The 14,368-nt window shown below is 38.6% G+C and carries 16 protein-coding genes; 13 read left to right on the top strand and 3 right to left on the bottom strand.

Annotated elements, in window-relative coordinates; genetic code table 11:
* The first annotated feature begins 26 nt into the window (after nt 1-26).
* The 3 genes from C3945_RS00720 (at nt 27) to C3945_RS00710 (ending at nt 4,201) form a co-directional block, all read left to right on the top strand.
* On the top strand, nt 27-686 hold the full coding sequence (locus C3945_RS00720) for a DivIVA domain-containing protein (RefSeq protein ID WP_161877758.1): 660 nt from the start codon (nt 27-29) through the stop codon (nt 684-686).
* A gap of 276 nt (nt 687-962) precedes the next feature.
* Nucleotides 963-3,740, top strand: coding sequence for an isoleucine--tRNA ligase (gene ileS / locus C3945_RS00715; RefSeq protein WP_161877757.1), 2,778 nt, complete (start codon nt 963-965; stop codon nt 3,738-3,740).
* 260 nt (nt 3,741-4,000) lie between these two features.
* Nucleotides 4,001-4,201, top strand: coding sequence for a cold-shock protein (locus C3945_RS00710; protein ID WP_161877756.1), 201 nt, complete (start codon nt 4,001-4,003; stop codon nt 4,199-4,201).
* A 71-nt stretch (nt 4,202-4,272) separates the two neighbouring features.
* On the opposite strand, the gene C3945_RS00705 is transcribed toward C3945_RS00710, so the two are convergent.
* The 3 genes from C3945_RS00705 to C3945_RS00695 all read right to left on the bottom strand — a co-directional run bounded on the left by C3945_RS00705 (nt 4,273) and on the right by C3945_RS00695 (nt 6,587).
* The gene (locus tag C3945_RS00705; protein WP_161877755.1) at nt 4,273-4,515 is read right to left on the bottom strand and encodes a GlsB/YeaQ/YmgE family stress response membrane protein; all 243 of its coding nucleotides are present in this window, start codon (nt 4,513-4,515) and stop codon (nt 4,273-4,275) included.
* A gap of 98 nt (nt 4,516-4,613) precedes the next feature.
* Nucleotides 4,614-5,819, bottom strand: a complete 1,206-nt coding sequence (locus tag C3945_RS00700) for a toxic anion resistance protein (RefSeq protein ID WP_161877754.1) — start codon at nt 5,817-5,819, stop codon at nt 4,614-4,616.
* A gap of 57 nt (nt 5,820-5,876) precedes the next feature.
* A complete protein-coding gene (locus C3945_RS00695; RefSeq protein ID WP_161877753.1) occupies nt 5,877-6,587 on the bottom strand; it encodes a 5-bromo-4-chloroindolyl phosphate hydrolysis family protein in 711 nt (236 codons plus the stop codon).
* Nucleotides 6,588-6,759: 172 nt separating this feature from the next.
* On the opposite strand from C3945_RS00695, the gene C3945_RS00690 reads away from it, so the two are divergent.
* The 10 genes from C3945_RS00690 (at nt 6,760) to C3945_RS00645 (ending at nt 14,291) form a co-directional block, all read left to right on the top strand.
* Nucleotides 6,760-7,323 carry an NUDIX hydrolase gene (locus C3945_RS00690; protein ID WP_161877752.1) on the top strand — a complete coding sequence of 188 codons (564 nt, stop codon included), beginning with the start codon at nt 6,760-6,762 and terminating at the stop codon, nt 7,321-7,323.
* Nucleotides 7,323-7,568, top strand: coding sequence for a hypothetical protein (locus tag C3945_RS00685; RefSeq protein ID WP_161877751.1), 246 nt, complete (start codon nt 7,323-7,325; stop codon nt 7,566-7,568). The genes C3945_RS00690 and C3945_RS00685 overlap by 1 nt, the downstream gene beginning before the upstream one ends.
* Before the next feature lie 24 nt (nt 7,569-7,592).
* A complete protein-coding gene (locus C3945_RS00680) occupies nt 7,593-8,282 on the top strand; it encodes a 5'-methylthioadenosine/adenosylhomocysteine nucleosidase (RefSeq protein WP_161877750.1) in 690 nt (229 codons plus the stop codon).
* Between the two features lie 192 nt (nt 8,283-8,474).
* On the top strand, nt 8,475-9,452 hold the full coding sequence (locus tag C3945_RS00675; protein ID WP_161877749.1) for an ABC transporter permease: 978 nt from the start codon (nt 8,475-8,477) through the stop codon (nt 9,450-9,452).
* The gene (locus C3945_RS00670) at nt 9,449-9,724 is read left to right on the top strand and encodes an iron chelate uptake ABC transporter family permease subunit (RefSeq protein WP_161877748.1); all 276 of its coding nucleotides are present in this window, start codon (nt 9,449-9,451) and stop codon (nt 9,722-9,724) included. The genes C3945_RS00675 and C3945_RS00670 overlap by 4 nt, the downstream gene beginning before the upstream one ends.
* A 22-nt stretch (nt 9,725-9,746) precedes the next feature.
* Complete coding sequence (locus C3945_RS00665) at nt 9,747-10,508, top strand: iron ABC transporter ATP-binding protein (RefSeq protein WP_202623254.1); 762 nt, start codon at nt 9,747-9,749, stop codon at nt 10,506-10,508.
* A gap of 20 nt (nt 10,509-10,528) precedes the next feature.
* Nucleotides 10,529-11,515 carry a siderophore ABC transporter substrate-binding protein gene (locus tag C3945_RS00660; RefSeq protein ID WP_237585431.1) on the top strand — a complete coding sequence of 329 codons (987 nt, stop codon included), beginning with the start codon at nt 10,529-10,531 and terminating at the stop codon, nt 11,513-11,515.
* 288 nt (nt 11,516-11,803) lie between these two features.
* Nucleotides 11,804-12,445, top strand: a complete 642-nt coding sequence (locus tag C3945_RS00655) for a DUF1054 family protein (protein WP_161877747.1) — start codon at nt 11,804-11,806, stop codon at nt 12,443-12,445.
* A 20-nt stretch (nt 12,446-12,465) separates the two neighbouring features.
* The gene (locus tag C3945_RS00650) at nt 12,466-13,026 is read left to right on the top strand and encodes a sugar O-acetyltransferase (RefSeq protein WP_161877746.1); all 561 of its coding nucleotides are present in this window, start codon (nt 12,466-12,468) and stop codon (nt 13,024-13,026) included.
* 128 nt (nt 13,027-13,154) lie between these two features.
* Nucleotides 13,155-14,291, top strand: coding sequence for a baeRF6 domain-containing protein (locus C3945_RS00645; protein WP_161877745.1), 1,137 nt, complete (start codon nt 13,155-13,157; stop codon nt 14,289-14,291).
* Nucleotides 14,292-14,368 lie beyond the last annotated feature (77 nt).

Raw genomic sequence — 14,368 nt, 5'->3', positions numbered from 1 at the left:
GGTAAATAATTATGGAGGTGTTTTCCATGGCTTTGACTCCAATGGATATACATAATAAAGAGTTTCCTGTCAAAATGAGAGGGTACGATCAAGATGAAGTAAATGATTACCTTGATCAAATTATAAAAGATTATGAGATGCTGTTGAAACAGAAAAAAGAAGTCGAAAAACGATTGAGCTTTGCTGAAGAAAAACTAGCTAATTATGATCAAATGCACGACTCTTTGAATAAATCAATTATTGTTGCACAAGATGCAGCCGATCGATTGAAGAAGAATGCTGAAAAAGAAGCTGAAATGATTACAAAAGAAGCTAATAATGAAGCAGTTAATCTTAAACATGAAGCTGAAAACAATGCGGATGCCTTACTAAAAGATGCAGTGACTAAAGCGAGAAAGATTGAACAAGAGACAGAAGAGCTAAGAAAACAAAGCCGTGTCTTTAGACAAAGACTTCAATTAATGATAGAATCTCAGTTGGAATTGGTAAAGAAAGATGAGTGGGATGATATCCTACAGCCACCTGTCACTGAACATGTTGAGACAAAAACGATTCAAGCTGTGCATGAAGATTTGGAAAGCAAAACAGATGAACAAGCTGTTGACGCTGATGATTCAGTAAAAGTTGTTGAGTCACAAGAGTACGAAGAAGGTATGACACCAGCAGTAGAATTGCCATCAATTTAAATTTATAATACAATAAGTAAGACTTGAAACACCTTGTCCTATTTAACCCTTTACAGAGAATCAATGGCAGCTGAGACATTGATAAGGGAAAAAGGATCTTGATCATTCAAGTAGCCCGGCAGTGAAAAAAAGTAACTGAAGGCGTGTGCCTGCGTTAAAGGCTATGAGGGAAAGTAGACAGTTCATACTTTCTAAACTAAGGTGGTACCACGAAGATTTCGTCCTTTTACAGGAGAAGTCTCTTTTTTTTACAAAAAATACGAAAAGGGTGAGAGTATGGAAATTAAAGAAACACTTAATTTACTAAAAACAGACTTTCCTATGCGTGCAGGACTTCCCAATAAAGAACCGATGAGACAAAAAGAATGGGAAGAAGCAGATGTTTATAACAAAAGACAAGAATTAAACAAAGACAAACCGTCATTTGTGTTGCATGATGGCCCTCCATTTGCTAATGGGGCTATTCACATGGGGCATGCACTAAACAAGATTTCCAAAGATATTATTGTTCGCTATAAATCAATGTCTGGTTTCAGAGCACCATATGTTCCGGGTTGGGATACACATGGGTTGCCAATTGAACAGGCCTTAACTAACAAAGGCGTAGACAGAAAGTCAATGTCTGTTGCCGAATTTAGACAAAAATGTGCCGAGTTTGCTTGGGAACAAATTGAAGGACAAAGAGAAGGGTTTAAACGACTAGGTGTTGCCGGAGAATGGGACAATCCTTACGTTACCTTAACTAAAGACTATGAAGCTGAACAAATTCGAGTCTTTGGTAAAATGGCTGAAAAAGGCTATATTTACCGAGGGTTAAAGCCGATCTACTGGTCTCCATCTAGTGAATCGACACTAGCTGAAGCAGAAATTGAATACCATGATGTCCGTTCACCAAGTATTTATGTTGCTTTTAATGTAAAAAATGGCAAATCTGTATTGGAGACAGATACATCATTTATCATTTGGACAACGACACCTTGGACACTGCCAGCTAACTTGGCTATTGCAGTGAAACCAGACACGAATTATGCAGTCTTAAATGCTGACGGCAGAAAATTTGTAGTGGCATCGAAATTGGCTGAAGAAGTAGCTGAAACCCTTGAGTGGGAAAAGGTTGAATTGATAAAAGAAGTAGCAGGTAAAGATTTAGAAGGTGTGACTGCCCAACACCCATTCTACGACAGAGAATCGTTACTCATCGTTGGAGACCACGTTACTCTTGAAGACGGAACCGGTTTAGTTCATACCGCTCCTGGACATGGGGAAGATGACTTCATTGTTTGTCAGAAGTATGAGTTGCCAATCTTATCTCCAGTGGATGAGAAAGGTCACTTTACAGCAGAAGCACCGGGTCTTGAAGGTCAATTTTATGATAAAGCAAACAAAACCATTACGGAGTGGTTGGAAGAAAACAATGCATTATTAAAACTAGACTTCTTTACTCACAGCTACCCACACGACTGGCGTACGAAAAAGCCAGTTATTTTTAGAGCAACACCTCAGTGGTTTGCTTCGATTCACCGTTTTAGAGACGATGTGTTAAACGCTATTGAAGAAGTCGAATGGTTACAGCCATGGGGCATGCAGCGCATTTACAATATGGTTAGAGACCGTGGTGATTGGGTCATTTCCAGACAACGTGCATGGGGAGTTCCATTACCTATTTTCTACGGAGAAAACGGCGATTCAATCATGGCTCCTGAAACAGTGGAACATGTGGCTAGTTTATTTGCTGAGCATGGATCGAATATTTGGTTTGAAAGAGAAGCGGTTGAACTTCTTCCTGAAGGTTTCGAGCACCCATCAAGTCCTAATGGTATCTTTACAAAAGAAACAGATATTATGGATGTATGGTTCGATTCAGGTTCTTCTCACCATGCTGTGCTTAAAACACGAGAAAACTTATCGTTCCCAGCCGATTTGTATTTAGAGGGATCAGACCAGTACAGAGGATGGTTCAACTCCAGTATCACAACGTCTGTTGCCATTAATGGGGAAGCACCATATAAAGCTGTCCTGTCACAAGGAATGGTTTTAGATGGTGAAGGCAAGAAAATGAGTAAATCCATTGGTAACGTCATTGATCCCAACAAAGTGATGCAGCAAATGGGGGCGGACTTAATTCGTCTATGGGTATCAAGCGTTGACGCTCAAGCGGATGTTCGGGTCAGTATGGATATTTTGAAACAAGTATCTGAAATTTATCGAAAAATCAGAAATACACTTCGTTTCTTGATTCAAAACACTGAAGATTTTTCTCTTGAAGAAAATGGAATTGCATACGAAGACTTGCGTCCAGTTGATCAGTACTTGATGAATCGATTAAATGAGACGGTTAAGCAAGTGATTGATGGTTATGAGCGCTTTGACTTCTCAGATATCTTTAAAGAAATTAATCATTTCTGTACCCTTGACGTCTCTAACTTCTATGCTAACTTTGCAAAAGATGTGTTATATATAGATGCACCTGATGCTTATGACAGACGTGCGATGCAAACTGTTTTCTATCACATCGTTAGAGATTTAACGAAGCTATTAACACCAATTCTTCCACATACTTCAGAAGAAATCTGGAACTATTTAGAGGAAGAAGAAGAGTATGTCCAACTTGCTGAGATGCCAACTGTAGAAGACTACAGCAATGAACAAGAGGTTCTAAGTAAATGGTCAGCCTTCATGTCATTACGTGATAACGTATTGAAGGCAAATGAAGTCGCACGAGAGAATAAGATTATTGGTAAGGATTTTGAAGCAAGAACGACCTTGTATCTCTCACAAGAAAAGAGAGCGTTACTTGATTCACTTAACAGCGATATTCGCCAAATTTTAATTGCCTCAGACATCCGATTTGCTGATTTAAGTGAGAAACCTGAAGATGATTCTACTCTTGACTTTGACGGTCTTTCTGTAAAAGTTGAAAGAATGCCAGGAAAAGTCTGCACACGTTGCCGTATTACCACAGAAGAGTATGTCGAACTGAACGAAGAAGAGGTATTGTGTCATCGTTGCCACGATATAGTGGAAACACATTACCCTGAAGCGTTAACTAAATAATCATAAAAGACCTGATTGCTCGGGAGAAGAGCAGTCAGGTCTTTTTCTGTAAAGTTATGACTTATATAAAGGATGTCATCACTCTATTAGAGATGTATAATGAGTAATAATGATGAACGACCTTGATTTAAAGCGTTTACTTTTGTATAATAACTGTGTAGCAGAGAATGAATGCGTTTCACCGATTCACATTATACATATGTAAAATCATTATCAACGGTTTGTGTTCTGTTGCAAGTTCACTATTAGGAGGAAATAGGATGGTACAAGGTAAGGTAAAATGGTTTAATGCTGAGAAAGGTTTCGGCTTTATCGAAGTAGAAGGACAAGAAGATGTATTCGTACACTTCAGCGCAATCGACAGCGAAGGCTACAAATCATTAGACGATGGACAAGAAGTTGAATTTGACGTCGTTGATGGTGAAAGAGGACCACAAGCAGCTAACGTTACTAAGCTTTAAGAGTAGTATAAACAACATAATTAAAAAGCACTCCAGTCATAATCTGACTGGAGTGTTTTAATTTTGAACGTTTATAGACGGCTAGCTATTAAATCGTAAATAAAGACGATTAAAATGGCTCCGACAATAGCGGGGATAATATAAATTCCGCCTAACTCAGGTCCCATTTGGAACAATGCATGACCTACCCATGCTCCAATAAACCCTACAATAATATTACCAATAATGCCGCCTGGAACATCAGCGCCTACAATAGCTTGACCAATTGCTCCCACAACGCCACCGATAATTAATGACCAAATAAATGCTAACATATTATCTCTCTCCTTCGTGTTTATGTTTCTTACACTTACAACATTAAAGAAAAGTCATACATTATTCAAGTAATATGCTTAAAGATTCATTTCGGATTTTATTTAGTGTTATCGGCAGGATCTGTTAATTCTAAAAGTTGATCTCTTAATCGATACTCTAATTGAGTTAACTGAACTTCAGCTTCTTTACGTTTCGAACGACCTTCTTTTTGAATAGACAACGTTTCTTGAAGGGTTTCGATAAGGTCAGCTTGAGTTTTCTCAAGAGTCTCAATATCAATAATTCCACGTTCATTTTCACGGGCCGTTTCAATAGATGATTGTTTCAACATCTCAGAGTTTTTCGTCAATAGTTCGTTCGTTGTTTCAGACACTTGTCTTTGTGCGGTCACCGCTTCTTTTTGTCTCAATAAGGTTAAGGCAACAACAATTTGGTTTTTCCAAAGGGGAATAGCCGTGTTAATTGACGTTTGAATTTTTTCTGATAAAGCTTGATTCGTGTTTTGAATTAACCGAATTTGTGGTGCTTGCTGAATCGTCATTTGACGAGCTGTTTTCAAGTCATACACACGTTTATCTAAACGGTTAAGGTATTGATTTAAATCATTCACTTTTTGAACTTCCATCTGATTATCACTAGATTCAGCGTGTTCAATCGCTTTAGGGATAATCTCATTCTTTAATTCGTCCATTTTAACTTCGCCAGCAGCGATATACACATTAAGTGCTTCAAAGTATTCATAGTTTTTATCGTAAAGGTCCTCTAGCATGTAATTATCTTTTAAAAGAAGATCTCTTTCTTTATCAAGCTTGACAGCAATTTTATCCACTTGGGCGCCAATCTTCTGGTATTTGGCTGTTGTTTCATAAATGGATCGGTTGATTTTACGGAACATTTTCTTGAAGATATTTTGATCTTCTGCTTTCAAGTCATTGGTATCTGCTTCTTTTAAACGGAACATCAAATCATTCAAGGTTTCACCGATATGACTGGTTTCTTGATTTTGGACGTGGTTCAATACGGAATGAGAGAACTCCCCGAGCTTTTGCTGAGCTTGGGCACCGTAAGATAAAATAGACTCTCTATCGTTTACGTCCAATTGCTTAGCTAGTTCATAGGCTTGTTGCTTTCTCGTTTCACTTAACGTGTCAATAACCTTTCTTGCCGGGACATCTTTTTCCTTAGTTTGCAGATCCGACGTCATAGAAGACGGATTTTTTTGATGGCCAAATGGATCGGCCAGTAAATCATCAATTGAGGCTTGCTTATTTATATCAAATGAATCATTTTCTTTGTTAGCCATAGTTTAGACTCCTTGTTCTATTCAATTTCTAATCATTGGTATAATGAGTAACGTTTATTATAAAGCTTCATTAAATGAATCATCATTAGCTTTTGCGTTGTGGATTGATCGCTTAGCTAATTCGACTTCAATATCCATATCTTCAATATCATCTTGTTTAAAATTGACATAATCTTCAGCAATTTGTCCACACATTCTATCTATTGTGCGAGCAGATTTTTCCAAGATATCATAGGTCGCTTTACTTTTCGCTTTGTGATTCTCAATTTCTCTATATTTGACGACTAAATCGGCTAGAGAAGAGAGGTGGACGTATAAGAATTTATCAACTTCGTGCAATCGTTGTGGCTCGTTCGTGATTTCTTTGAATAGTGATTTTGAAAGAGTGACCGTGTTATTGCGATGCTCAATGGCACGCAATTTCCCTGATTGCTTCATATTGGTTTCGATAGTTATGATTTGTTCTTTTGCTTTTTGCATGGTTTCTCTAAAGTAGTGAATGTCTTCTTTAGATAATCCTTTAGACTGATAAAAAGCATCTTTTTTAGGAGTCAGTTTTGGTAGACGCTGCTTGGTTTGTCCTTTCAATCGAGCTGTACCACTGCTGTGCTTGTTCACGCCTAAAAGCAAGATGACACCTGCTGCGATACTTAAAACCAGTCCAAAAAAGGCATTAACATCAAGGCCAATCATAATTAAAAATAGAAAAAGTGTTGTAAATAAAACAGTAGCATATATGAGAATAGTGGCTAATGGTGTTCGTTTCATTGTAAATCCCCCTGTCTATGGATTGCATCTGCTAGTATAGTTATATAGTATCACAAATCATAAAAAAATTAACATAGGACTTAAGAAGGATTTCTTTCCCGTTTTTTAAGCTGTAATATAAATGAAGAACCTTTATAATAGGGGTAGAGAAGAGTGTGAGAGGAGAGATGAGATGGATTTTTATGAAGAGACAGTTAAAAGTAAATCAGTCTTTAAAGGCAATGTCACCGAATATGTTGTTGAACAAGTGAGATTACCTAATGGAAAACTCGCTCAAAGAGAAATAGTACGCCATGATAGAGCAGCAGCCATTATAGCTTTTACAGAGGAAGATAAACTTGTCTTAGTCAAGCAGTACCGTAAGGCTATTGAACAAGTTAGTGTCGAAATACCAGCCGGACTTATAGATGAGACGGACGATAATGGTTTATCAGCTGCAAAGAGAGAGTTTGAAGAGGAGACGGGCTATCAAGCAAAAGAGTGGTCACCTGTGACTTCTTATTACAGTACACCTGGCTTTACGGATGAATACTTGGAAATTTTTGAAGCGAAAGATTTAAGTAAAGTAGATAGCCCATTGGATCAAGATGAAGATGAAACGATTGAGTTAATTGAAGCCTCGTACGATGAAGCATGGGAGCTCTATGAAAAAGGAGAATTAAGAGACTCCAAGAGTGTCTTTGCCTTATTTTATTGGAAAATGAAGCGACTTATGATGAATAAGGATGTAGAATAATGTCTAGTAGAAGTGAAATACAAAAACAAAAACAATTAGAAGAAAAACGTAAGCGCAAAGAAGAATTTAGGCGTAAACGTACAGAACGCACATACGAAAGAAAGCTTGCCAAGCAAGGAAAGACATCAAAATCAAGACAAGAAGAGATGGAGAAATACAGACGTGTTGAAAAGCAACTCACTTTGGCGATAGTGATTGTCGTCCTTTTGTTAGTGATTGTTTTAGCGACTGTTTTCTTCATATAATTTATTAATGAGTGGGGTAAAGGAATGACATTAGGGATTATTGCAGCAATGGAACAAGAAATTAATCGGTTAGTAAATGAATTGAGTGACGTAAAAACTTATGAAAAAGCAAACCAAACCTTTTACGAGGGACGTTTGTATAATCAAAAGGTTATCTTAGTTAAATCCGGCATCGGTAAGGTGAATGCCTCAATAGCTGCCACTCTTTTAATTAATCAGTTTAACGTTTCAGCTGTCATCAACACCGGTTCAGCAGGAGGAGTTCAATCAGGTTTAGCTATTGGAGATTTGGTTTTATCTACTGAGCTGAGTTATAACGATGTGGATGCACGAACATTTGGCTATACATTCGGACAAGTTCCTCAAATGCCAGTCAGTTATCAAGCCGATGAAGTGTTGGCAGAACAATTTGCTCAAGCAGCAAAGAAAAACGAATGGAGTATTCAACGGGGGTTAATCGTGACAGGGGACTCCTTTATAAGTAATCAAGACCAATTAAATAGGATAAAAGAGGAATTCCCAAGAGCTTTAGTCACTGAGATGGAAGGGGCGGCTATTGCCCAAACCTGTTACCAGTTTGATGTACCGTTTCTAGTGATCCGCGCAGTATCTGATTCTGCAGACGAAGAAGCAGGCATGTCATTCGATGAATTTATTGAATTGGCAGGCAAGCAATCAGCTGAAACAGTGCTGACATTTGTCCAGTCTCTTTAATATAGTAGCTATTGAAAAGCCTCTACTTATCTCGTTCAAATCGAGAGATGAGTAGAGGCTTTTTTTATGTAAACGTGCTTTAGAAATTATTCATGTGAATGATTGTGTTTGTTAACATAGCCCGGTATAATCTGTAGTAGAGAATGATAATCATTCTCAATTAAGAGAATGATCAGGAATAGGATGATACACATGACACACTCAGCAAGAAAGGGAAAGGTGTTTAACCCACTTTTTCTTGCTCTACTTGTTGTTGTAATAGCGGTCCTCTCACTATTTATCGGTGTTCAGGAATTACATTTGGGCGATTTATTTTCATTGACTGATAGTCAGCGGATGATTTTATGGCACTCGAGAATCCCTCGAACAATAAGTTTAATAATGGCTGGCAGTACGTTGTCAGTATGTGGCTTGCTCATGCAACACTTAACTCAAAATAAGTTCGTCTCTCCTACAACGGCAGGCACCATGGCCAGTGCACGACTAGGGATTATTGTAGCAATTATTTTTTTCAGTCAGTCAGCGCTTATACATAAAACGGTTATAGCCTTTCTATTCGCAACTCTGGGTACCATTGCTTTCACCTTGTTTTTACGAACTGTAAAATTAAAGAATTCAATTATGGTACCACTTGTTGGGATGATGTTTGGAAATATTGTATCGTCCATTAGTACCTTTGCAGCTGTTCAATATGAAGTCGTACAGAACGTCTCCTCATGGATGCAAGGGAATTTTTCGTTAATCCATTCAGGGAATGTCTCGTTACTCTTGCTCACTTTACCACTATTAGCTCTGATTGCTCTATTTGGCCATTATTTTTCTATTATGGGACTTGGAAAAGAGACATCTGAAAAATTGGGTATCCCTTATGGAGTTATGGAACTCTTGGGGATTAGTTTAGTAGCCTTAGGAACAACCCTGGTTATCTTGACAGCTGGAAGCATTCCTTTCGTTGGTATTATTATTCCTAATTTAATATCGATAAAGCTGGGAGATCATTTTGGCAATACACTTTTCCCAACGGCTTTCGCAGGAGCCATATTTTTACTGGTGATGGATATCTTAGCACGAACGATTGTCTTTCCTTATGAAATTCCTATAAGCGTCGTCACAGGGGCAGTGGGGAGTGTCTTGTTCATTTATTTATTACTAAAGGGAGGAAAAGGATGAGTAAAAAACGATCTCACACGCAATTATTATCTATTCTTGCAGTAGCAGTCGTCCTCTCGCTCGTGCTTTATATGACCATCAATACGAGAGGTAACTGGGCTTTTGCCTTTATGCTTAGGCGAAAGCGGCTGATTCCTTTTATATTGACAGGAGTGACCACAACCGTTGCTACCATCGTTTTTCAAACGATGACCCAAAATACGATACTTACACCAAGCATAATTGGCTTGGATTCCCTTTTGTTGGGGGAATCTATTTCCTCTTTATTCTAATGAAAGAAAGGTCGATGCATTCATGATGACGATAGAAAATGTATCCAAACACTATGGCGATCAAGTGGTCGTGCAAAACGTTACGCTTCCTGTTGAAAAAGTGAAAATGACCGCTTGTATCGGACCAAATGGAGCAGGGAAAAGCACACTCCTTGAAATGATTAGTAGCTTAATTCCTCATGATACAGGCGAAATTTATATTGATGGGGGGGAAGTGAAAAGCTGGAAGAATGGGGACTTGGCTAAGCGTTTAGCAGTCCTTAGGCAAACGAACCATATGAATGTGAGGCTAACAGTTCGTGAATTAGTGTCTTTCGGACGCTTCCCTTATACAAAAGGGCGGTTAAATGCCAATTGTTTGAAGATGATTGATGAATCACTTACTTATCTAGGGCTAAAAGAATTAGAAGAGCGCTATATTGATACCTTATCTGGCGGACAGCTTCAACGAGTCATGATTGCCATGGTTTTGTGTCAGGATACGGATTATATCTTATTGGATGAACCATTGAACAATTTAGATATGAGCTTCGGTGTTCAAATGATGAAAACATTAAGACAGTTAACCGATGACTTAGGTAAGACAGTGATCACAATTGTTCACGATATCAATTTTGCGGCTGCTTATGCAGATAATATTATTGCGATGAAAAATGGTCAATTGTTTGCTGCTGGAACAACAGAAGAAATCATAACAGAACCTGTATTATCTGAACTGTATGAGATGGATATTGATATCATCGAAAAAAATGGAACCAAGTATTGTTTATATTATAAAAATTAAATAGGCAAAGGAAGTTACTGATGATGAAGAAACAATGGATAGTAGGCAGTGTGTTAACAGCAGCCTTTTTATTAACAGGGTGTGCGGAAGCTAGTAGCACAACAAAAGAAGCGGAATATGCTACAGCGGAACAAATCATATCAGAGAACGCTGAACCCGAAATGGTCACTATAACGGATTCTGCTGGGCACGAGGTAGAGGTCCCATTTAATCCTGAAACGATTGCAGTGTTTGATAACGGGCAATTAGATAATCTGAATGCATTAGGGCTTGGTGATCGAGTCGTATTGACCGCTTCCCCCAACTTACCTGAGCATTTAAGTGGTTTTAGTGACAGAGAAGTAGCCGGTAGCTTTTTTGAGATTGATTTAGAAGTGACGAATGCTATGCAACCTGATTTGATTATTGTAGCCGGTCGTTCACGTACAGCTTATGATGATTTAGCTATGATTGCTCCAACGATTGATTTGAGCAATGACACCGCTCATTATTATGAATCTATTGACACCAATTTAAACCGTTTGGCAACGATATTTGGAAAAGAAGAGCAGGCAGAGACATTATTAACTGAACTAGAAGAAAAAATGACCACTCTCAAAGAGGAAGCTCAAGCCTCTGAATTGACAACGCTAATGACTCTATTCAATGAAGGCTCCTTATCTGCTTATGGTCCAGGGTCACGGTTTGGAGTGATTCACGATGCCTTTGGATTTACCCCAATTGACGACAGCATCGAGGTATCCAATCATGGAATGGAAGTATCTTTTGAATATGTATTGGAAAAAGATCCAGATGTCTTATTTATATTAGACCGCACGGCCGCCATTGGTGGAGACGTGACAAGTGAGACGTTAAACGATAATCCACTCATTCAAGAAACAAAAGCTTACTCAACAGATGATATTTATTATTTATCTCCTTCTGCTTGGTATTTATCAGAAGGTGGAGTGGAAACCTTCCACATTATGATGGATGAAGTAAAAGAAGCTTTATCGACAACTGACTAATTGTGCTTAGGAAAAGCGGACTACTATACGTGTCCGCTTTTTTGTTATCAGCTTTTTAATAGTTTTAGAAGTTGGGGCTGGGAAATAACTAGCTGAATTAGAAGACACCGTCAAATCTAGGAAAAATGATCCTTGATTTGACGGTGTTTTTAATTACTCAGATTTATAAATTATTACTAAAAGGTGACTTTTTTCCCATCCCCAACTCACTAGTCTCTAGTTGACAACAGTTAGGTCGTTCAAGTATGTTTATGTGATAAGACAGTTTAATAGAGGAGACATGTTGCAGTGAACTTATTTACTAAAGACGATTTTAATTTATTCCAGGTTGACGGTTTGGATGAGCGAATGGCACTGATTAGAGAACGCATTCAGCCAGTCTTTCAATTGATTGGAGATACCTACATAGAAGAGATTAATGAGTATACGGGTTTTAATGGGAACTTTCACATCGCTCAACACCGAAGACGAACGGCTTATGCACCCGAGTCGACGTGGAGTGCGTTTGGTGGAAATAAGCGCGGGTATAAAAAATACCCTCATTTACAAGTAGGAATAAATAGCGACCATGTATTTATCTTTATATCTATTATTGATAATCCTGTGTACGAAAAAGAAATGGGCCAACTGCTACTGGACAAACCAGAACAGTGGAAGGGACTGCCTGAGGATATGTACATTTCTGGGGATCATACAAAAGAGGTCGTTCAGCCATTCAGCGAAGAAGTGGTGACTGATACCTTAAACAGGTTGCTTTCGGTAAAAAAAGCAGAATTCATGATTGGACGAATCATTCCGCATGACAGTGATCTCCTTGATAAACAAGACAAGCAGAAAGCTTTTTTTACAGATACCATTCGCGCACTGCTTCCATTATATAAACAATTACTTGATGAGCATGTGTATCAAGATGGTAAGGATAGAGGTTAATGAGGAAAGGGGTTTGGAAGATGAGCACTGAGAAAGATAAAATGATACAGGGTGAGATGTACGACCCTTCTGATGAGTTATTGATGAAAGAAAGAACAAACGCACGTGACGTGATTCACCAGTTTAACCACTCTGTATCTAGAGAAGAACGGACGGCACTCCTTAAATCCTTATTCGGTAAAACAGGGAACTCCATTCATATCGAGCCAACGTTAAGAGTAGACTATGGCTACAATATTCATGTAGGAGAGAATTTCTTTGCCAATTTCAACACCGTTATTTTAGATGTCTGTCCGGTCCGTATCGGGGATAATGCGATGCTCGGGAACGGGGTCAGTATTGTGACACCTGAACACCCATTGGATGCAAAGGGCCGAAATTCCGGCTATGAATTTGGTCGCCCGATTACCATAGGTGATAACTGTTGGATCGGAACGGGGGCCACCATTGTCGGAGGCGTGACTCTTGGGAATAACGTGGTCGTTGCTGCGGGAGCGGTTGTGACGAAGTCGTTTCCAGATAATGTCCTCTTGGCTGGTGTTCCGGCACGAGTGGTCAAAGAGATTGATCAGCACCCATAATAATAGAGAACCCTTGCATATCTTTAGACTTTTATTGAGTGATTAGCTATCATGTATATATAGTCCTCTTCATGATTGTAGCAATTAATGTATGATTATGGAGAAATAAAGTACGGAAGGTGAAGCATATGCAAGAATTGTTAACATTTCCAACGGATGAACTTCTCAAAGAATACGAGGTTGTCGTTTCGATTTCTCAGCGTAACGAATCCAACCCCATTGAAACAGATGCAAATCAGATTCAATTCTCTAATTTATTAAAAGAAGCAAAGGAAAAACTTTGCGAATTATATGACGAGAAGTATTGTAACACCTTATTGGAAAAGGTCCAAACACTCGTTGATCATACGGACTTTTGGAGAACAATGACTGAAAGTGCTGTTTTTTATATTACACCTGAAGAAGTGTATTACTACCGCTTAAGTGTGCCGATTCACACAGGAACAGTGGTGTCTAAACGTCCTTATATTTTACCATTAATTTCAAACTTCCAATATGTTAGCTATTACCACTTGTTAGCCTTAAACCATGACAAGTTTAGCTTATATAATGGTCGTAAAAACAAACTGCAACAAGTTGATCTTCCTGAAGATGCGCCAGATACTTTGACAAAAGCATTGGGTGATGAATTAACAGGTGGCCAAATAAACGTTGCCTCTTACAATGGAGGAGAAGTTGGTGGGGGGCAAGGTGTCTTCCATGGACATAATGAGAAGAGTGGCGAAGTGGAGATTGACCAGGAGAACTACTTCCGAGAAGTCGATCGATACGTTTACGAGAATTTCTCTAAACCATCTCAATTACCGCTTGTACTCTTTGCATTGCCTAAAAACATTGCTGACTTTGAACGCTTCTCTAAGAATGACTATTTAGATGAAACACGAATTGAAGCTTCGCCAGCTCAACTGTCATTTAATGAGATTCAAGAGCAAACGCAAGAAGTGGTGGATGAGATTATTAATCGCCGCTATAAAGCATTGGTTGAACGATTCAATGAAACAAAACCGGAATTCCGCTTAGAAGCCCAATACGATGATCTAGCCATGGCGAGTATTCAAGGGAAAATTGATGTTCTTTTACTGGAAGATGATTACCAAGTGTTTGGTACGATGGACGAGAACGGACAATATCACCATGGTCCGGAAAACAACGTCTACGTCAATCAACTGGTTCATAAAGTTCTTGAAACGAACGGGAATGTCTATGTTCTTGAAAAAGCAAGCATGCCTTCAGATACCGGTATTGCTGCTATCTTGAGATTCTAAAAATGTTGTTAATGCCGACTGGTATAAATTAAAAGCGCGAGTGATTCTCCTATTTAAAGGGGGGATCACTCGTGTTT

The organism is Alkalibacterium sp. MB6 (assembly GCF_009935905.1).
In the GTDB taxonomy this organism is placed as follows: Bacteria; Bacillota; Bacilli; order Lactobacillales; family Carnobacteriaceae_A; genus Alkalibacterium.
The sequence above is the reverse complement of the archived record's forward strand: the minus strand, read 5'-3'. Positions and strand labels throughout refer to the sequence as shown.

Coding starts and splice junctions, on each gene's coding strand:
- C3945_RS00720 (WP_161877758.1), top strand. CDS start 27: ATGGCTTTGACTCCAATGGATATACATAATAAAGAGTTTCCTGTCAAA.
- ileS (WP_161877757.1), top strand. CDS start 963: ATGGAAATTAAAGAAACACTTAATTTACTAAAAACAGACTTTCCTATG.
- C3945_RS00710 (WP_161877756.1), top strand. CDS start 4,001: ATGGTACAAGGTAAGGTAAAATGGTTTAATGCTGAGAAAGGTTTCGGC.
- C3945_RS00705 (WP_161877755.1), bottom strand. CDS start 4,515: ATGTTAGCATTTATTTGGTCATTAATTATCGGTGGCGTTGTGGGAGCA.
- C3945_RS00700 (WP_161877754.1), bottom strand. CDS start 5,819: ATGGCTAACAAAGAAAATGATTCATTTGATATAAATAAGCAAGCCTCA.
- C3945_RS00695 (WP_161877753.1), bottom strand. CDS start 6,587: ATGAAACGAACACCATTAGCCACTATTCTCATATATGCTACTGTTTTA.
- C3945_RS00690 (WP_161877752.1), top strand. CDS start 6,760: ATGGATTTTTATGAAGAGACAGTTAAAAGTAAATCAGTCTTTAAAGGC.
- C3945_RS00685 (WP_161877751.1), top strand. CDS start 7,323: ATGTCTAGTAGAAGTGAAATACAAAAACAAAAACAATTAGAAGAAAAA.
- C3945_RS00680 (WP_161877750.1), top strand. CDS start 7,593: ATGACATTAGGGATTATTGCAGCAATGGAACAAGAAATTAATCGGTTA.
- C3945_RS00675 (WP_161877749.1), top strand. CDS start 8,475: ATGACACACTCAGCAAGAAAGGGAAAGGTGTTTAACCCACTTTTTCTT.
- C3945_RS00670 (WP_161877748.1), top strand. CDS start 9,449: ATGAGTAAAAAACGATCTCACACGCAATTATTATCTATTCTTGCAGTA.
- C3945_RS00665 (WP_202623254.1), top strand. CDS start 9,747: ATGATGACGATAGAAAATGTATCCAAACACTATGGCGATCAAGTGGTC.
- C3945_RS00660 (WP_237585431.1), top strand. CDS start 10,529: ATGATGAAGAAACAATGGATAGTAGGCAGTGTGTTAACAGCAGCCTTT.
- C3945_RS00650 (WP_161877746.1), top strand. CDS start 12,466: ATGAGCACTGAGAAAGATAAAATGATACAGGGTGAGATGTACGACCCT.
- C3945_RS00645 (WP_161877745.1), top strand. CDS start 13,155: ATGCAAGAATTGTTAACATTTCCAACGGATGAACTTCTCAAAGAATAC.